An 18,112-nucleotide genomic window follows, 5' to 3' on the forward strand; every position below is an offset into this window, starting at 1 on the left:
CTTATTTTACCAAAAAAATTAGTATTTTTCCCTAAAAAATAGCTATTTACTGTAATAAAGAGCTTTAACGTTCGTTTTTATCTTTCCATGATTTTATTCAAAATCCACAAGAGGGCAAACCATACACCAATGCTAATCCCTATGGTTATAAGCCAGCCCATAGGATTATCCTCAAGAGGCAGGGGCATGTTCATCCCAAAAAAGCCTGTAATAATGGTTGGAATAGTTAAAAGAATCGATAAGATTGTCAAAATCTTCATGGTATCATTCAGATTATTATTCAAGATATTATTGTAGGTACCTGAAAGCTGCCGCAAAATCTCAGAAATAATCTTGGTCATCTCAACCAGTTGCTTAGCCTCAATTAGGGCATCTTCAAATTGCTCCTTTTCAAATTCATTGAGGGTTCTAAAAACCGCATGGGCCCTTAACTGCTCCAAGAGGACAACATTCTGCCTTGATGCTGACATCAAATAAACCAAACTTGTTTCCAAGTCAGATAGGGCAAAAAGATTTCTTTTGGTTGTTTTCTCCCTGATCTTATCATTCAGCCGCCTGCGGTCATTATCCATCTCTTCAATTAAGGGGAAAAAGGCCTCAGATACCATAAAAAGACTGGCAAAAAGGAATTTAAAGAGGGAAACGTGAGGGTAATCCTCAAGATACATGTTCATCCTTCGCCCAATGTACTTATTTTTTAGATTAGAAAGGGTCACAAGACTATTATTTTTAACCAAAAAGACCATGGGGATAGTTTCATAATGGTTGTCTGTCTTATCAGAATTGATGACATTATAGATGAGAACAAGCGTCTTTGTCTTATCATTATACTCAATACGGGCTCGTTCATTCTTATCCAAGGAGTACATAAGAATCTCCTCATCAATATCATATTCCTTGTAGAGCTTAGCCATAAGCCCCTCATCCATCCCGTCAGCCTGAATATCAATCCAGGTGGCCCTATTGTCGTTAAATAAAGTCCTTTTAATCATCTACTATCTCCTTTGTGCTATCTCCCATTATACCTAAAAGACTGGCTTTTTTATACTTTAATCGCATTCTTTTATAAAAGAAAAAAGCCTGGACCATAAGGTCCCAAGCTCATTCATTTTATTCTGCAATTAAGGTTTCAAGACCTACAGTCATCATGTTAGTAAATGTTGTTTCACGCTCACTTGCAGTTGTATCAGGCTCATCGTTAACTAAGCTATCAGAAATAGTCATAATTCCGAGGGTCTGAACCCCGTACTTAGCTCCCAAATAGTAAAGAGCTGCAGCTTCCATCTCAACTGCCTTAACACCCATGGTACCAAGCTTAACATTCTTTTCATAGAAGTCGCTATAAAACATGTCTGTTGAAAGGACAGATCCAACGTGAGTTGTCATGTCTAGGTCACGAGCAATGTGGTAGGCCTTATCGAGGAGGTCAAAGTCTGCGATTTGCGGGAAATCGTACTCAGGCCAATCATTTCTGACAAAGCTTGACATGGTAGCAGCAGCTTGGGCTAAGACCATATCACGGATGTGAACTTCTTTTGAAAGAGCTCCAGCCGTTCCCACACGAATAAGTTTTTTCACATCATACTCGGTAATTAACTCATGAGCATAGATTGAAATTGATGGAATCCCCATCCCTGTTCCCATAACACTTACACGGTGACCCTTGTAAGTTCCAGTGAAACCAAGCATTCCACGGACATTGTTAAATTGAACCACGTCTTCAAGGAAGTTTTCGGCTATAAATTTGGCACGAAGTGGGTCCCCTGGAAGAAGGATTTTGTCAGCGATTTCGCCTTTTTTAGCTTCAATATGAATTGACATTATTTAACTCCTCCGATTAAAGGGCTGCAAGGATTGACTTAACAAATTCCTGGAAGTCAGCTTTAATACGAGTGGTAACCTCTACTACTTCCTCGTGGTTAAGTTCTGCCTGTTTACCAGCAGCATGGTTAGTAATGGCTGAAATTCCAAGAACATTCATACCAGAATGTTTGGCAACAATTACCTCTGGTACTGTTGACATACCAACAGCGTCAGCTCCAATTACTTCTGCCATACGGATTTCAGCTGGAGTTTCATAGGTTGGACCAGAGAATCCCATGTATACTCCTTCAGAAAGAGTAATGCCACGCTCTGCTCCAATTTTTTTAGCAACTTCGCGGTAGGCCCTAGAATAAGCTTCTGACATGTCAGGGAAGCGTGGGCCAAACTCATCAAGGTTTTCTCCAATTAGTGGATTGTCACCTGTAAAGTTGATGTGGTCGCTAATCAGCATAAGTGTTCCAGGACCAAAGCTCACTCCACCAGCAGCATTGGTAACGATTAAGTTGTCAGCTCCAAAAGATTTCATAACACGTACTGGTAAAGTTACTGTTTGCATGGTATGACCTTCGTAGAAGTGGAAACGCCCTTGCATGGCGATAACTTTTTTACCAGCTAAAGTCCCGTAAACTAGTTTTCCAGCATGACCTGCAACCTTAGATGACGGGAAGTTTGGGATATCAGCGTAGTCTGCAACGACTGGGTTTTCAATTTCGTTAGCAAGGTCACCAAGGCCAGATCCAAGGATTAGGCCAAAGTCAGCTTGGCCAAAGCCAATTCCCTTAAGGTAGTCAACAGTTTCTTTAATTTGTTCAGCAACAGTTTTAGTCAATTTTTTCCCCTTCAATTATTCAGTTAAATTAGATAATTAGCTCGTGTAAGTTTATTAGTTAAGCTCGCCTAAGAAGCTTTTTCCGTTTTCAGTTTGTTCCACACCAAAGTTTTCAGCAACAGTTGCTGAGATATCAGCGTAGTTTCCGACTGGAAGAACGCCTGAACCCTTGAAGGCCTTGCTGTAGGCAAGAAGTGGCACGTACTCACGTGTGTGGTCAGTTCCTGCGTAGCTTGGGTCGTTCCCGTGGTCAGCTGTGATAAGAAGAAGGTCGTCTTCAAGCATGGCATCCATGATTTCAGGTAGGCGGGCGTCAAAGTCATTGATGGCCTGACCATAACCTTCGATGTCACGGCGGTGGCCGTAAAGGGCATCAAAGTCAACAAGGTTGGTAAATGAGAACCCTTCCTTAAATTCAGGTAATTTAATGGTATCTAAAAGAAGATCAACACCTGCCATATTATGGGCAGTGTGTCCCATGTCGTGGTTGATTCCTGCTCCGTTGAAAATATCATTGATTTTACCTACTGAGTAAGTGTGAACCTCGTTTTTATCAAGGATATCAAGGACTGTTTCTCCAAATGGGCTAAGAGCATAGTCATGGCGTCCAGCTGTACGAGTGAAGTTTCCAGGCTCTCCTACATATGGACGGGCAATGATACGACCAATCATATAAGGATCGTCCAGAGTGATTTCACGGACGTACTCACAGATCTTGTAAAGTTCATCAAGAGGGATAACGTCTTCGTGGGCAGCGATTTGAAGTACTGGGTCAGCACTTGTGTAGATGATAAGCTCACCTGTTTCCATCTGACGTGGTCCAAAGTCTTCAATAACTTGTGTTCCAGAATAAGGAAGGTTGGCCTCACGAATGACCTTGCGTCCAGAGAATTCTTCGATTTTCTCTAAAAGATCTTCAGGGTATCCTTCAGGGAAAACACGGAAGGGTGTTTGGATGTTTAGACCCATAATCTCCCAGTGGCCAGTCATAGTGTCTTTTCCACGTGAGATTTCTTCAAGCTTTGTCGCATATCCAATTGGATCTTTTACTGCATGAACGCCTTTTAAAGGAGTATCACGCGGGATATTTCCAAGCCCGATTTTTTCCATGTTTGGAACCTTTAAATCAAAGTTTTCAGCAATGTGACCAAGTGTATCACTTTCAGTATCATTTTGATCGTGGTTAAAGAATTCATGGGCATCTGGTGCTGCACCAATACCGACTGAATCCATTACCACTAGGTGAATACGATTAAATTTCATATTATCTCCCTTGCTATTTTTTCTAGCCCTATTTTACCATATTTAGCCTGCAATTAGTATCAATCTAGGTAAAAAAAGAAGACCCAGGGGCCTTCTTGTCGATTATTTTTTAAGGTGATAACTGTAGGTTGAGACCACAATATTATCACGGAAGCCAAGATAATAACGAATCCTGATACTCATCTGATTATGAAGGATATTCTTCCAACGTTTATTAGGCACAAACTGAGGAACAATAACAGTCACTGTATTTCCCTTTTTCTGAGCGGCCTTACTTACCAAATCAACATAACGAACGACAGGTTTTACAACGTCCCTGTAACTTGATTCAACAACTGAAAAACGCATGTCTGGGAAGTATTCCCTGAATTCAGCCTTAATCTCTTCATCCTTTTCTTTAGTTTCCTTGGTCGATACGTGCATGGCAACAACTTCATCCCCAATAGACTGGGCGTAAGAAATAGCACCAACAGCTACACGAGTTACATTCCCGACAAGGACAATTACTGTATTTCCATTGAACTCTTCAACCTTAATATCTTCTGTTAGACGAAGCTCGTCTGCCACATGGACATAGTGCCTCTTAATTCTATAGAACATATAGATCAGAGCAGGAAGAATAAGGAAGAAGGGCCAGATATCATTAAATCTTAGGGCCACAAGGATTAGTACGATGGCATAAGAGATGGTTGACCCAATGATATTTGAAAGGGAATGCTTAAGGAATTTATTTCCATATTCCTTACGCCATTTAACAACCATACCTGTTTGCGAAAGAGCAAATGGTACGAAGACTCCAATCGAATAAAGTGGAATCAAACGTTCAGTATTACCATCAAAGATCATAAGAAGAACAATGGCACCAATAGCTAGGCTTAAAATACCATTTGAGTAACCCAGACGGTCACCTTTTTCCATGTACATATGAGGCATGTACTTGTTTTTAGCCAAGTTATAAGCAAGCATTGGGAAGGCAGAAAATCCAGTATTGGCCGCGACTGCCAAAATCATGGCTGTAGCAATCTGGAAAATATAATAAAGGATGTTTCCACCTGTGAAATCAAAGACCTGTTTGGCCACTTGTGAAAGGACAGTTGTTCCAACCTTAGGCGTAACTCCTAGCCAATAGTTTAAAAATGTAATTCCTGAGAAGAAAACACCAAGAATTAATGACATAATGGCAAGGGTTGCTGCTGCATTCTTGGCCTTAGGCTTTTTAAAGAAGGGAACGGCATTAGAGATGGCCTCAACTCCTGTTAAGGAAGCTGACCCACTTGAGAAGGCCTTAAGCAAGATAACAATTGAAATTCCTGAGACGGCTGTTCCAATCTGAGCTGTAGCATGATATGGAAGACCACCTGTAAAGATTCGGAAGACTCCAACAGCAATCAAAACAATGGTTGATGCAACGAAGGTATAAACAGGGATTAATAAAAATCCTGCCGACTCCCTAAGTCCCCTTAGATTCATGACCGTAAGGATTAAAACTAGGGCAATTGAAATCAAAAGATTGTACTGGTGCAAGAAGGGGATGGTAGCTGTAATGGCGTCAGCTCCAGCCGAAACAGAAACCGCAACTGTCAGCATGTAGTCAATTAAGAGACTTCCACCTGCTACAAGACCTGCATTATTACCCAGATTCTCAGACGATACAACATAAGCTCCCCCACCATGTGGATAGGCTTTTATTATCTGCCTGTAAGATAAGGTAAGGCTGGCTAAAAGCACCAAGACCAAAAGAGCAATCGGAATACTGTACCAAATGGCTGCTGATGATAGGGTAATCAGAACAAGAACAATCTGTTCAGTACCGTAGGCTATTGATGACAAAGCGTCACTAGATAGCATGGCGAGAGCCTGCAGCTTGGTGAGCAGATGACTGTCATCATCAGTAGATTTTAGGGGCTCTCCAACTAAAACCTTTTTTATTTTTTTCATTGTAATTAACTCCTAAAGTTTGAAATTTAGATACAGGATATATGATAACATTTTAAAAGAAAAAAACCATAATTTTTATGGTTTTTTTTACTTGTTTTTGATTATACGTGGATAAAGGCAATTACAGAACTTGCTGGAATTTCCCTTGTATGCCAAGCTGGTGAACCTAGGTAGTTAGTTTCTCCAATTGTAATTGTTCCACCATTTACAGCTAGAACAACTGAAACGTGTCCATATCCCATATCCCAAGCAGGATTACTTGTTACAGCAATTGTTGAACCTGCAACTGGGTTTCCATCAACTAAGTGTCCTAGAGCTGCTGCCGTACCAGGCCAGTTAATAGCATTACCCCAGTTGTTACCAACACGACTTCCAAAGAAGCCCTTAACTCCCCATGTACATTGACCGTATGGGTATGTATTGGCTGATGAGTATTTGTTTGGTGTTGATACTGCAGGTGTTGTTGGTGCAGGATTTGATGGTGTTGTATCTACAGGCGTTGTTGCTGCTGGTGTAGACGGTGCTGTTGCAGCTGGCGTACTTGTGCTGTTTGAGCTAGAAGCCGCTGAGCTTGAGCTTGTTGAGTTAGAAGCTTGAGGTTTCTTAGCTTCACTTGCTGCTGCCGCTTGAGCCTCTTTTTGAGCTTGAGCTGCCTGGGCTGCTTGAGCTGCTGCCTCCTCAACACGAGCTTTTTCAGCTGCCGCTGCTTCTGCTGCTGCACGTTCTGCTTCTGCTTTTTCAGCTAGAAGGCTTTCTTTTTCACCTTCAGCAGTTGCACGTTCAGCTGCTAGATTTAGTTGAGCAACCTTAAGTTCTGCCTGTTGAGTTGTCAGAGTTTTAGCAGTTGTTTCAAGTTCTGCTTGGTTCTTACGAGCCTGCTCGCTCTTTTCAACGTTTTCTGCTAGTTTTTCTTCAACAGACTTCTTGTCAGCTTGTTGCTGTTTCATCATCTGATCGTTTGCACCCATAACTTGACGCATAGCCGTTACACGACTAACAGCATCAGAAATAGACTTAGAGTTTACAACTGCAGAAATATAGCTGGTTGCACTGCTATCTGTTTGTGCACTACGTGCTTGCTCTTGAAGAGCTTTTTCACGTTCTGCGATATCTTTTTGTAGCTGGGCAATCTCCTTGTTAAGTTGTTGAGATTCAGCTAATAATTTATCATTTTCTTTTTGTAGGGCATCACGTTTTTCGTTGATTGATGCGATATTTTTTTCAATTGATGTCACCTGAGCTGCTGCTGCATCTTCTTGTGACTTTATATTATTTATTTTACTGTCTTGTTGTTGGATCTTGGAATCGATGTCGTCTGCTGACGCACTTGATGAACAAGTAGCTAGAGCCACCGAACTTAATAATGCGATTGATAAAATTGTCTTCTTCATGTCTAATTGATGTCCTCCTTTTAGACCTACCCCCAAATTATACGAAAATAAAAGTTGGCTTATGTTACATTTGTGTTACATAAGATGTCATTTTGTAATTTACTTTACTAGCTAATTTTAATTTTCAGATAATTTAACCCTATTCTCTTACTATTATTGATGTTATCTCATTACTAAAATATTTCAACAAAAATAAATTATTTATTTTTTTGGATAAAAATCCGCTCAAGGGGAAACTGGAGGATATACCAAAGGAAAATATTAAGGACAAGAGTTGGGGCAAGGGTTTGAGTAATAAAGCCAATCAAATCCAAATCCCCCAGACCAAACAAGTAGACAATCAAATTGCTTACAATCTCAAAAATCGTAATAATTATAATCAGGGTAAAAAGTCTGGTCAATCTATTGGTATGAACAACTGCCCTAATATGATAGATAAAGAGTGCAATCAAAGGAAAGACTAAGGCTGCAATCCCAATAATTCCAATAAAATAACTATCATAGATAATTCCCAAAATCAGACTGACTAATACATTGTACAGGTAGGAATTTTTAAGGACAACATACATGAGGAGAATCAAAAAGATGTGAGAGGCTGGATAGATAGTCGACTTAAAAAGGGTAAGAAGGAGATTTGAAAATTGGCCATCAAATAAAATGGTCAAAAGAAGAATAAGGGGAATGAAAAATTGAATAATTCTTTCCTTGATCATCTAGTCAGCCTCTTTATTTCTTTCAACAATGTTTACCACCCTAATATCATAAAAATCAGTGAGGGGCTCAACATAGATTTCCTGGCTAAGTCCATCAGAGCTACTTCTCTTACCTGCCACCTTACCTATTGGTAAATCTTGCGGTGAGTCTCCACCAAGTCCACTGGTTACGACTAAATCCCCGTCCTTGATTTCATTATTTCCCGTAACCTGGCTCATGATATAGGCTTTTTTGCTATCATCATAAGATGAGATTAGGCCGTAAGAAGCCTGATTTTCACTGCCAATTCGTACAGGTATCTTGTTTTCAAGACCTTGCTTACTAATCAAGAGGGAAACCTTTGAGCTAGTATTATTAACCTGGCTAACTCGTCCAATAACCGCCTTATCAGCCATAACAACCATGTTTTCCTTGATTCCATCAACCTCGCCTACGTTAACAATCAAGGTATCATTCCAAGAAGATGGATTACGATTTATAACATTGGCTGTCTTTTCCTGATAGCCAACCAAGCTTGTCTTAAGGTCTAAGGCCTCTCTTAGGGCCTTGTTTTCAGCCATCAGACTATCATTTTCAGCCACCTTACTGTTCAAGCTATAATTTTCCTTTTTGAGGGCCTGATTTTCTTCATAGGTTGCTAAAAAACTTTGCAATCTAACATACTGATCCCTTAAAAATTTACCGGGAGATGAAAGAAGCATATCAAATTCGCCCGTCGTGTCATTAACAACCTGAGTCATCTGACTTGGTCTAACATTACTCTTATAATTTTTTGCAGATATTATTATCGAACCCATGGCAATAATAACGATTAAAAGGCTTATAATTATTAATTTACTTATGTTTAATTTTTTCATCTATTTTCTCCACATCTGTCCATTATTTTATCAAATTTCATAGGCAATTTATAGTGTTTATTTGGGTATTTATCTGATAATTTTGGTAAAATTATGACAGTTACATATGACTCATATTTAAGGAGAAAGTTTATGAATCCAACTTTTGGAGATAAATTACCAGGCAAGACTTATGAGACTCGTTTAGGAGTTTACGGAATTGTAAGTCGCTTTAAGGGACAGGAAGAAATTTGCCTGGTTCAAGCACCCAACGGGGCATTTTTTTTACCTGGTGGCGAAATTGAAGCAGGGGAAGATCACAAGGAAGCTCTATTGCGAGAACTTCACGAGGAACTAGGTGGCAAGGCTCTTTTAGGAGAATACTTGGGTCAGGCTGATGAGTATTTTTATTCTAGCCATAGGGACACCTACTACTACAATCCTGCCTTCATCTATGATGTTTCAAACTTTGAAATCATTAGTGCACCCCTAGAAGACTTCAATCAGGTTTACTGGTTCCCCCTTGAAACAGCCATTGAAAAATTAAAAAGGGGTAGCCACAAATGGGGGCTTTATGAATGGCGAGAACGTAATCAAGAAAAGAACATGTAAAAAGAGCCCTCAGGCTCTTTTATTTTTTCTTGTATCCCAAGCTATAGAAGAAGGCAACAAAGATTGCACCCCCGACCACATTTCCCAAATAAACGGGCACAAAATTACCGATAAAATCAAGCCAGCTGGCCTCATGATTCATAATGGCAAAAGGAATAATAAAGGAATTTGCGATACTGTGCTGAAAGCCAATAATAACAAAGGTTGAGATGATAAACCAGATGGCTAAAATCTTTCCGCTAGCCTCCTTGATTCCAAAGGAAACTAAAGCTGCCATACCAACAAGTACACTACAGCCGATACCTGAAAGAAAGGCCGCAGTAGGTGTAGCCGTAAGCTTGGAATCTGCCACATGAAGGGCAATGTCATAGACCCTATCTGCCATCATAACTCCTGCTCCAATCCCAAAAACACCCGCAACAAAGATTGCACCAATAATATTACCAAGAGTTATGATAAGCCAATTAGCAAAAAGCTCCCTTAGACCAACTTTTTTGATAATAAAACCATAGGCCACAACCATGATGTTACTGGTTGTAAGCTCAAGACCACCCAGTAAGATAATAATTAGACCAACTGGAAAGAAGAGAGAGGCTAGCAAAGTACCTGCACCACCTTCAACCAGGGACTCAATCCTGATATAAGACATATAGCCTAGAGCAATCATCATGCCTCCCATGAAGGCTAAGATAAACTTTGATAAAAGTGGTTTTTCCACCTTTTTTACTGACAAATCAGCCATGTATCCTAAAATTTCTTCGGGGGATTTCATTCTTCAACCTCTTCCTTCTTTTCCTATCTCAGCTAGGAAAAATACAAGTGCTTCTAGTAAAATAGCGATAGTTTAGGCCTTAAGGATTTTTACTCCTTCCCTACTCCCAACAATGACCTGGTCAATCATATTGATAAAAAGGCCATGTTCAACCACACCAACAGTTGCATCCAAAAGACTAGCAAGCTCCTTGGGGTTTGAAATCTCCTCCAAATAAAGATCAATTATGTAGTGTCCTGTATCTGTGATTAAAAATTCTCCGTCTATATTTAGCCTTATTTTGGGCTCATAACCGAGTTTTTTAAATCGCCTCATGAGCTGGTCATGGCCATATGGAATGACCTCGACTGGCAGTGGGAATTTTCCAAGCTTATTAACAAGCTTTTGCTCATCAACAATCCACAGGCAATTTTTGGAATAGCTGGCTACAATTTTTTCCATCAACAGGGCAGCTCCTCCACCTTTAATCCCATTAAAATTGCTGTCAACCTCATCTGCACCATCAACAGTCAGGTCAACATATTCTACATCGTCAATAGATTTTAAGGGAATATCTAGCTCCTTGGCCAAACGGTGGGTAAGATTAGAGGTTGTAACTCCTGTGATATCAAGGCCCTCCTCCTTAATCCTTCGACCAAGTTCCTCCACAAAAAACTTAGCCGTACTTCCTGTACCAAGGCCTACAACCATTCCCGATTCAACAAATTTTGCGGCCTCAATGCCGACTTGTTTTTTTAATTCGTCCATAAAAATATTTTATCACATAATCAGGGCTAAAGTTTGACTTAGCCTGTTCTTTTAAGTTAAATTTTCACTTTTTAAACTTATTATTAACAGTCATGGTTACCCCGTCAACAATCCTAACATACTGCTCAGTTACAAATTGAGATAAAATATAGCCCAGAGCAATTGAGCCTGCATACATAACAACTAAAAAAAGTTTGTTAAGGGCTGCGATGGTTTGCCCTGATATTTGAAACATCAGAGACTGATAGGCCGTAGCTCCAGGGACTAGAGGAATAAGGGCTGGTATTGCGAAAATAATTGACGAAATTCCAGTTTTTCTTGAGAAGATTAGGGCCACTATTCCCACCATAAGCCCCCCTGTAAAATTGGCCAAAAGACCATTATCAAGGGCTAATTTAACCAGCCAGTAGGAAAGCCAGCCAATCATGCCAGTAATTGAAGTCAAATTAAGCATCTTCCTTGGAACATTTAAAACGAAGGCCGCACTGAAGGTTGCGATATATGAAAAAACGATTTGAACTAAAAAACTATTCATGTAAGTAAGCTCCTTTTGGCTAGATTATTAAAAGTTAACATGTTGCAAAACTAAGGCTAGGGCTGAGACAATGGCAAAAATAGTCAAGGTAGCTTCTACCCCTCGCTCAATGCCTGATATCAGATTTCCTTCAATCAAGTCCCTGATTGAATTGGTAATAGAAACCCCTGGTACAAGAGGCATTACAGCCCCAATAATTACATCATTAATGCTAGAAGCAAGATTCAGCCTGACCCCGATTAGGGCAATGTAGCCCAGAAGCAAGGAACCCAAAAACTCCCTAATAAAAGGAATGTTGGTATACTTGTGCAAGGTGATAGCCAAGGCATAGCCACACGCTCCAGTTAAAGCCGTCCAAAACATGTCCAGATAGGCCGATGATTGGGTAAAAATAATCATCAAAAAAGCACTTTGGACTGCCGCAGCAAGTACCTTAGTTGCAAAAGAAAAGTCAATAATATTTTTCTCCAGATACTTTAGCTTCTTATATAAGTCATCAAGACTTATCTCATCGTTAAGGTAGCTTTTGACTAAAAGATCGACCTGGTAAATTTTTTCAAGATTAATTCCCCGGCCTTCAACCTGCTCAAACATCATGGTTGATGAATCTTGTACCCCAACCATGATGGCCGTTAAACTTGTGAAGACTTGACTCTCCTTATCACTTGCTTTATTAACAATCTCTTTTATTGTTTTGTTAATTCGCTCCATCTCAGAGCCACCCTCAATTAAAATTCTTCCCGCAATCAGACCCGTATTAACAGCAAGGGTATCTTTTTTATTCATCCTATCTCCTTTTTCAGCTTTTATTTTCCTTGCATTTCTGTACATTTTTTTCACAAAAAAAGCAAATTTTAAACAAAAAGTCATTTGACTTTGTTAAGGTATTAATTTATAATATCATTATTCTAGCAATTTTTTTAATTTATTAACTTATGGATGGGGTTCAATTATATATTATAATCGTTCGAATTAGGGTTAAGCAAGATAATAAATTCTCGCTGGAAACTACTATCATATGCCGTGACCAAATGGTTACGGTTTTAATATACACTTAATCAGATACTTGAGGCAAGTATATAGAAAAATTATTCAAAAGAAGGTACAATTGACCTACTGCGGATTTCTAAGCAAGTAAGATTTAGAAAATCCACCTACAAAATAAATAAAGGGAAAATGTATGCTAACAAAAGAATTTGATACCATAGCAGCCATCTCAACTCCTATGGGTGAAGGTGCTATTGGAATTGTCAGAATGTCAGGGTCTGATGCCCTTAACATCATAAGTAAAGTTTTTAAAGGAAGTGACCTCAAAGAAGCGGCCAGCCATACCCTGAACTATGGTCACATCATAGAACAAGATAGGGTTCTTGATGAAGTCATCGTTGGTCTTATGAAGGCTCCACGCACCTTCACTAGAGAAGATGTAGTTGAGATTAACACCCACGGGGGAATTGCCGTTGTTAACGAAATTCTCCAAGCCCTCTTAAGAAACGGAGCCCGCATGGCTGAACCTGGTGAGTTTACTAAAAGGGCCTTCTTGAATGGTCGAGTGGACTTGTCTCAAGCTGAGGCCGTTATGGATGTTATCAGGGCCAAGACTGATAAGGCTATGGATCTTGCCATCAGACAGCTTGACGGAAGTCTCTCAAATCTCATCAATAATACCCGCCAGGAAATCCTTGAGGTTCTAGCTCAGGTCGAGGTTAACATTGACTACCCTGAGTATGATGACGTTGAGGAATTAACCTCAAAAATGCTGCGAGAAAAGACCTTGGAATTTGAAAGTCTCCTAAACAATCTACTTAAAACAGCTAAAAGAGGTAAAATCCTTCGTGAAGGAATCAAGACTGCCATCATCGGCCGTCCTAATGTTGGAAAATCAAGCCTTCTAAATCATCTCCTTCAAGAAGAAAAAGCCATTGTTACCGATATTGCAGGTACCACCCGTGACGTAATTGAAGAGTATGCCAATATCAACGGAGTTCCCCTAAAGCTTATTGATACAGCAGGGATTAGGGAAACAGAAGATATCGTCGAAAAAATTGGTGTTGAAAAGTCGAAAAAGGCTTTGGAAGAAGCTGATCTGGTCCTTTTAATTTTAAACGCCAGTGAACCCCTAAGTGATCAGGACAAACAACTCCTTGACCTTAGCCAAGAGAGCAATCGTATTGTTATCCTAAATAAGACTGACCTTCCAGGACAAATCGAGAAGGAACAACTTCCACAAGATTTCATTGAAATATCAGTCCTTAAGGATGAAAATATTGACAAGATTGAAGACAAGATCAACCAGCTCTTCTTTGAGAACTCAGGACTTGCTGAATATGATTCAACCTATCTTTCAAATACCCGTCATATTTCACTAATTGAGCAGGCCCTTGAAGCCCTTCAAGCTGTGAATGAAGGACTTGATATGGGACTTCCTGTTGATCTGGTCCAAGTTGACATGACTAGAACCTGGGAAATTCTTGGGGAAATTACAGGTGACTCTGCCCCTGATGAGTTGATCACAGCCCTCTTTAGTCAATTCTGCCTAGGCAAATAGTAAACAAAAGTAAAAACCGAGGATTATTCCCCCGGTTTTTTTGCTGCCTTCATTGGAGTAACCTTGGTTGGACAAGAGCATTTACAGTCCTCACAAGCACCCTTTGATTTGATAATTTTTCTAAGAGCATGGGCAAAAACAGCTAAGATTAGTACAAGTAAAATTAAAGTTGACATATTCATCTTACACCCTCCAGACTTGGTGTGCCTCCAAAGTACTTGGGTTTACGTACCAAGAGGTAGATAAAGACTACAATTATTAGAAGGGCTAAGACTACTCCTCCTGTTAAGTGACCTACAAGTAAACTTGTCCCCACCTGATAGATTACAAAGCTTGTCAAATAGGCAAGGCAAGTCTGATAAAAGATGGCTCTAAGGGTCCATTTCATGTCCCCCATCTCCCTGTAAATAGCTCCAATGGCCGCAAAACACGGAGCACAAAGGAGATTAAAGGCAAGGAAGGAATAGGCTGCAAGAGGGGTAAACTGCTCCCTCATGGCTACCCAGTATTCCTGACCATTTTCACTGGTCTCCTTGGCCCCTGTATAAAGGACTCCAAGGGTCCCAACAACCGTTTCCTTGGCAACAAGCCCTGTAATAGTAGCCACAGTCGCCTGCCAATTCCCCCAGCCTAATGGTGCAAAAAGAGGGGAGAAGATACTTCCAAGGCTAGCAAGGATTGACTCATTCTCTTCACTGGCCTCAAAATGCCAATTGTAGCTTGAGGTAAACCAGATAATAATATTCATAACAAAAATAATGGTACCAGCCCGCTTAACAAAGCTTAGAGATCTTTCAAAACTATACTGAAGGACTGACTTAATCCTTGGAAAGTGATAGTTTGGAAGCTCCATGATAAAGGGAGCTGATTTTCCTGAAAGCATCTTGGTCTTTTTAAGGAGAATACCTGACAAAATAATCATGAGCATGCCTAAAAAGTAGGCACTGGGAGCAACCCAAGAAGCACTTGGGAAGAAGGCACCAGCAATCAAAGCTATGATTGGAAGCTTGGCCGAACAGGGCATGAAGGTTGTGACCATGATGGTAATCCTGCGGTCACTTTCACTTTCAATGGTTCTTGAAGCCATAATCCCAGGAACCCCGCACCCTGTTGAGATAAGCATAGGAATAAAAGATTTTCCAGAGAGGCCAAAGTTCCTAAAGATTCGGTCCATGACAAAGGCCACACGTGACATGTAGCCGCAATCTTCAAGAAGTCCCAAACACAAGAAAAGAACTGCAATCTGGGGCAAGAAACCAAGAACGGCACCAATACCTGCCACAATCCCATTTAGGACCAAGTCCTGAAGCCAGTCGGCAATTTGCAGGTAGCCCATAAAGGCTTCTAAGTGGCTGGGAATAATCTCGCCAAATAGATTATCATTTATCCAGTCCGTACCCATGGTTCCAACAGTCTGGATAGAAAGGTAGTAAACACCCCACATGACTAGAGCAAAGATTGGTAGACCCAAGAAGCGATTGGTTACAAATTTGTCAATCTTATCGGATAGATTAAAGCGAATGTCATCAGACTTGTTGCTTGTAGCAAGCTCTGTTATCTGATTAATTAGGGCATAGCGTTCATTAATTACAATACTTTCAGCATCTTCCTGGAAAATTTTCTCAGTTATTGCAATAATTTCAGCAATTTCCTCCCCCTGCTCCCTGGTAAGTTTCAAAGATTCAATAAGCTCCTGGTCTCCCTCAAAAATCTTGATTAAATACCACTTGCGTCCCTTTAAAGGAAGCAAGTCACCGAGGATTAAGTCAAGCTCGGCAAGTGAACTTTCAAGTCTTGCATCATAGGTCAAGCTACTCTCACAAGCCTCTGCCTTCTTACTAACCTCAAGAGCCTCAAAAACTCCACGCCCCTTGATGGCTGTCATGGGAACAACCTTAACACCTAGACCATAAGACAATTTTTCAAGGTCAATTTCCTTTTTCTCCCTTTTAAGGGCGTCCATCATATTAAGTCCCAAGACCAAGGGAATCTCTGTTTCCAGAAGCTGAAGGGTCAAATAAAGATTCCGCTCCAAATTTGTTGCATCAACAATGTTTAAGATAGCATCCGGTCTATCCTTTAAAAGATAGTCCCTTGAGACAATCTCCTCAGGCGTATAAGGACTTAGGGAGTAAATTCCTGGCAAGTCCTGAATTTGCGTTACCTTGTCCTTTTTATAGGTCCCGCTTTTTTTATCAACTGTAACTCCAGGCCAGTTTCCCACCCTTTGGCTTGAGCCAGTTAAAATGTTAAAAACGCTTGTCTTCCCACTATTGGGATTTCCAGCAAGTGCTATGGTTGTCATTATTTTACCTCACTAGATTCATCAAGAACCTTTACTCTTACCAAATGAGCCTCTGACTTTCTAAGACTTAGGGCATAGCCCCTTAAATGAACCTCAATCGGGTCTCCTAAGGGTGCAATCTTTCTAACGTAAATCTTAACCCCCCTAGTAATTCCCATATCCATAAGCCTTCTTCTAAGCTCTCCAATTGAATCAACCCGCTCAACGATCCCCTGCATGCCAGGTTCTAACTCATCCAAGGTCGCAAGCTCGTAATCCTTATTCAAACTATCACTAACAACAATCTGACTTAAAATCTTCTTATCAAGGGCCAGCCTGTGGTTCTGTAAAAGCACAATGGCATTTTCTCCCTCAATCTTTGAAATTTTAATCTGTTTGTCCTTAATAAGGCCTAAGTTTTGTAGCTGCTTACTTTGACTGGTAACTTTTAAATGGTCAATGTAATAAGTTTGACCAACTATACAATTATCTAAAGTTTTCATATTTTCATCCTTCATTTCATAATAAGTAAATCACATTTCACAAAAAATGTAAATATAATTTTACATTTGTCAAGAAAAAAGCTCAGGATTTGTAAAAAACTACAAAAAAAGAGGGATCAGTAACCCCTCCTGCTTATTTATCTGGCATGGGCTCATAGGCAAAGAGTCTTACCTCCTTTGACACATACTCCCCCAGATAAATTTCATTAATTCTTGTATAACCTTGAGTTTTAACCTCGGCTTCCAGCCAGTCCTGGTCCTTATGAATAAGCTCCAAGACGTCCATATTGGCCTGACCATCAACAATTATCGGATAGCGAACATTATCATCACCAATCTCTGTGATGGTCAGCTGACCGTTTTGCTCAAGGACTGCCCTTTTTACATTTTCGACCTCATAGATACCGTTTGACCTTAGCTTAAACATAAGCTCATTGGCTGAAATCCCCTTCTTCAAGCATTCGGTCACATCAACCTTACCATTATGGATAAGGCTGACTGGTCTTCCATCAATAATATATTTAACATAACGATTGTACTCTTTGGCAAATTTCAAAATAAAAACCAAAAGGGTCCAAATAATCAAAACCATAACAAACTGTAGAACAGTTATTGACTCATTGTAGATGACCCCTCCAATAATTCCCCCCAGAACATAGTTTTGTACCTGGTCAAGGGCTGATGAGGGAGCGAGATTTCCCTTGCCCATCATATTTATTTGGGCCACCAAACAAATAATTCCTAGCGAAAGTTTGATGATAATTGGAATGTAAAGTTGCATATTTCCCCCTAGTCCTTGATTATAATATTGGTATTAGTAGCTTCAACCTCAGTCAGACTGTAAAACTTTTGACTAGCAGCCAGGCTAACCTTATAGTAGATATCGTCAATTCTTACAATTACCCCATCAGTAAGTTGAGTTGCATTAACATATATTTTACTGGTGCTGACCTTCTTGTTTTGCGATACATCCTGGACGAATTTCACCATCTGCGGATACTGTGCATGTTTGAGCTGATTGGACTGGTAATCAGAATACTGAACCCCTAGAGAGAATAAAAGTGTTAGAAAAAAAATAATACCCAAATCCCTGTACTTGGTTTGAATCCTGTGACGCATATAAAGCACAAACACGACAACCATCAAAATCAAGGAACCAAAAACTAAAAAATACTTAAGATAATAATTAATACCGGATTGTGATTCTAAAAAATTTATCCCGTAAAAGACCATACAAACCCCTCCTCTAAAAGGCTCAATTACCATTATTTTACTAAAAAAATATCCAAAATGGTTTAATAAGAACAAGTCTATTA

Annotated in this window: 19 protein-coding genes; 2 read left to right on the top strand and 17 right to left on the bottom strand. The window is 40.0% G+C overall.

Annotated elements, in window-relative coordinates:
• Nucleotides 1-77 precede the first annotated feature (77 nt).
• From OZX68_05520 to mreC, 8 genes are all read right to left on the bottom strand, one after another.
• Complete coding sequence (locus OZX68_05520) at nt 78-992, bottom strand: magnesium transporter CorA family protein (protein WEV60384.1); 915 nt, start codon at nt 990-992, stop codon at nt 78-80.
• Nucleotides 993-1,110: 118 nt separating this feature from the next.
• Entirely contained in the window at nt 1,111-1,821 is a 711-nt protein-coding gene (deoD, locus tag OZX68_05525) for a purine-nucleoside phosphorylase (GenBank protein ID WEV60385.1), read from the bottom strand.
• 16 nt (nt 1,822-1,837) lie between these two features.
• A complete protein-coding gene (locus OZX68_05530; protein WEV60386.1) occupies nt 1,838-2,653 on the bottom strand; it encodes a purine-nucleoside phosphorylase in 816 nt (271 codons plus the stop codon).
• A gap of 54 nt (nt 2,654-2,707) precedes the next feature.
• On the bottom strand, nt 2,708-3,916 hold the full coding sequence (locus tag OZX68_05535) for a phosphopentomutase (GenBank protein ID WEV60387.1): 1,209 nt from the start codon (nt 3,914-3,916) through the stop codon (nt 2,708-2,710).
• Between the two features lie 102 nt (nt 3,917-4,018).
• Entirely contained in the window at nt 4,019-5,854 is a 1,836-nt protein-coding gene (locus OZX68_05540; GenBank protein WEV60388.1) for an APC family permease, read from the bottom strand.
• A 101-nt stretch (nt 5,855-5,955) separates the two neighbouring features.
• Nucleotides 5,956-7,245, bottom strand: a complete 1,290-nt coding sequence (locus OZX68_05545; protein WEV60389.1) for a CHAP domain-containing protein — start codon at nt 7,243-7,245, stop codon at nt 5,956-5,958.
• A 197-nt stretch (nt 7,246-7,442) separates the two neighbouring features.
• Nucleotides 7,443-7,958 carry a rod shape-determining protein MreD gene (mreD, locus tag OZX68_05550; protein ID WEV60390.1) on the bottom strand — a complete coding sequence of 172 codons (516 nt, stop codon included), beginning with the start codon at nt 7,956-7,958 and terminating at the stop codon, nt 7,443-7,445.
• Entirely contained in the window at nt 7,959-8,816 is an 858-nt protein-coding gene (gene mreC / locus OZX68_05555) for a rod shape-determining protein MreC (protein WEV60391.1), read from the bottom strand.
• Nucleotides 8,817-8,948: 132 nt separating this feature from the next.
• On the opposite strand from mreC, the gene OZX68_05560 reads away from it, so the two are divergent.
• The gene (locus OZX68_05560) at nt 8,949-9,407 is read left to right on the top strand and encodes an NUDIX hydrolase (protein ID WEV60392.1); all 459 of its coding nucleotides are present in this window, start codon (nt 8,949-8,951) and stop codon (nt 9,405-9,407) included.
• A gap of 19 nt (nt 9,408-9,426) precedes the next feature.
• Here OZX68_05560 and OZX68_05565 read toward each other — a convergent pair whose 3' ends face one another.
• The 4 genes from OZX68_05565 to OZX68_05580 all read right to left on the bottom strand — a co-directional run bounded on the left by OZX68_05565 (nt 9,427) and on the right by OZX68_05580 (nt 12,247).
• Nucleotides 9,427-10,179 carry a formate/nitrite transporter family protein gene (locus OZX68_05565; protein ID WEV60393.1) on the bottom strand — a complete coding sequence of 251 codons (753 nt, stop codon included), beginning with the start codon at nt 10,177-10,179 and terminating at the stop codon, nt 9,427-9,429.
• A gap of 72 nt (nt 10,180-10,251) precedes the next feature.
• On the bottom strand, nt 10,252-10,926 hold the full coding sequence (gene rpiA, locus OZX68_05570) for a ribose-5-phosphate isomerase RpiA (protein WEV60394.1): 675 nt from the start codon (nt 10,924-10,926) through the stop codon (nt 10,252-10,254).
• A 64-nt stretch (nt 10,927-10,990) separates the two neighbouring features.
• On the bottom strand, nt 10,991-11,461 hold the full coding sequence (locus OZX68_05575; protein ID WEV60395.1) for a threonine/serine exporter family protein: 471 nt from the start codon (nt 11,459-11,461) through the stop codon (nt 10,991-10,993).
• Nucleotides 11,462-11,488: 27 nt separating this feature from the next.
• Complete coding sequence (locus OZX68_05580; protein ID WEV60396.1) at nt 11,489-12,247, bottom strand: threonine/serine exporter family protein; 759 nt, start codon at nt 12,245-12,247, stop codon at nt 11,489-11,491.
• A gap of 394 nt (nt 12,248-12,641) precedes the next feature.
• Between OZX68_05580 and mnmE the strand changes: the two genes are divergently transcribed.
• On the top strand, nt 12,642-14,009 hold the full coding sequence (mnmE, locus tag OZX68_05585; protein WEV60397.1) for a tRNA uridine-5-carboxymethylaminomethyl(34) synthesis GTPase MnmE: 1,368 nt from the start codon (nt 12,642-12,644) through the stop codon (nt 14,007-14,009).
• Between the two features lie 23 nt (nt 14,010-14,032).
• On the opposite strand, the gene OZX68_05590 is transcribed toward mnmE, so the two are convergent.
• The 5 genes from OZX68_05590 to OZX68_05610 form a co-directional block, all read right to left on the bottom strand.
• A complete protein-coding gene (locus OZX68_05590; GenBank protein ID WEV61384.1) occupies nt 14,033-14,185 on the bottom strand; it encodes a FeoB-associated Cys-rich membrane protein in 153 nt (50 codons plus the stop codon).
• 2 nt (nt 14,186-14,187) lie between these two features.
• Entirely contained in the window at nt 14,188-16,314 is a 2,127-nt protein-coding gene (gene feoB / locus OZX68_05595) for a ferrous iron transport protein B (GenBank protein ID WEV60398.1), read from the bottom strand.
• On the bottom strand, nt 16,314-16,796 hold the full coding sequence (locus OZX68_05600; GenBank protein ID WEV60399.1) for a ferrous iron transport protein A: 483 nt from the start codon (nt 16,794-16,796) through the stop codon (nt 16,314-16,316). Before OZX68_05600 ends, feoB begins: the two co-directional genes overlap by 1 nt.
• Nucleotides 16,797-16,929: 133 nt before the next feature.
• Nucleotides 16,930-17,577, bottom strand: coding sequence for a DUF421 domain-containing protein (locus OZX68_05605; protein WEV60400.1), 648 nt, complete (start codon nt 17,575-17,577; stop codon nt 16,930-16,932).
• Between the two features lie 8 nt (nt 17,578-17,585).
• Nucleotides 17,586-18,029, bottom strand: a complete 444-nt coding sequence (locus OZX68_05610) for a DUF3290 domain-containing protein (GenBank protein ID WEV60401.1) — start codon at nt 18,027-18,029, stop codon at nt 17,586-17,588.
• Nucleotides 18,030-18,112 lie beyond the last annotated feature (83 nt).

Source organism: Streptococcaceae bacterium ESL0729 (assembly GCA_029391995.1).
Classification (GTDB): Bacteria; Bacillota; Bacilli; order Lactobacillales; family Streptococcaceae; genus Floricoccus.

Coding starts and splice junctions, on each gene's coding strand:
- OZX68_05520 (WEV60384.1), bottom strand. CDS start 992: ATGATTAAAAGGACTTTATTTAACGACAATAGGGCCACCTGGATTGAT.
- deoD (WEV60385.1), bottom strand. CDS start 1,821: ATGTCAATTCATATTGAAGCTAAAAAAGGCGAAATCGCTGACAAAATC.
- OZX68_05535 (WEV60387.1), bottom strand. CDS start 3,916: ATGAAATTTAATCGTATTCACCTAGTGGTAATGGATTCAGTCGGTATT.
- OZX68_05540 (WEV60388.1), bottom strand. CDS start 5,854: ATGAAAAAAATAAAAAAGGTTTTAGTTGGAGAGCCCCTAAAATCTACT.
- OZX68_05545 (WEV60389.1), bottom strand. CDS start 7,245: ATGAAGAAGACAATTTTATCAATCGCATTATTAAGTTCGGTGGCTCTA.
- mreD (WEV60390.1), bottom strand. CDS start 7,958: ATGATCAAGGAAAGAATTATTCAATTTTTCATTCCCCTTATTCTTCTT.
- mreC (WEV60391.1), bottom strand. CDS start 8,816: ATGAAAAAATTAAACATAAGTAAATTAATAATTATAAGCCTTTTAATC.
- OZX68_05560 (WEV60392.1), top strand. CDS start 8,949: ATGAATCCAACTTTTGGAGATAAATTACCAGGCAAGACTTATGAGACT.
- OZX68_05565 (WEV60393.1), bottom strand. CDS start 10,179: ATGAAATCCCCCGAAGAAATTTTAGGATACATGGCTGATTTGTCAGTA.
- rpiA (WEV60394.1), bottom strand. CDS start 10,926: ATGGACGAATTAAAAAAACAAGTCGGCATTGAGGCCGCAAAATTTGTT.
- OZX68_05575 (WEV60395.1), bottom strand. CDS start 11,461: ATGAATAGTTTTTTAGTTCAAATCGTTTTTTCATATATCGCAACCTTC.
- OZX68_05580 (WEV60396.1), bottom strand. CDS start 12,247: ATGAATAAAAAAGATACCCTTGCTGTTAATACGGGTCTGATTGCGGGA.
- mnmE (WEV60397.1), top strand. CDS start 12,642: ATGCTAACAAAAGAATTTGATACCATAGCAGCCATCTCAACTCCTATG.
- OZX68_05590 (WEV61384.1), bottom strand. CDS start 14,185: ATGTCAACTTTAATTTTACTTGTACTAATCTTAGCTGTTTTTGCCCAT.
- feoB (WEV60398.1), bottom strand. CDS start 16,314: ATGACAACCATAGCACTTGCTGGAAATCCCAATAGTGGGAAGACAAGC.
- OZX68_05600 (WEV60399.1), bottom strand. CDS start 16,796: ATGAAAACTTTAGATAATTGTATAGTTGGTCAAACTTATTACATTGAC.
- OZX68_05605 (WEV60400.1), bottom strand. CDS start 17,577: ATGCAACTTTACATTCCAATTATCATCAAACTTTCGCTAGGAATTATT.
- OZX68_05610 (WEV60401.1), bottom strand. CDS start 18,029: ATGGTCTTTTACGGGATAAATTTTTTAGAATCACAATCCGGTATTAAT.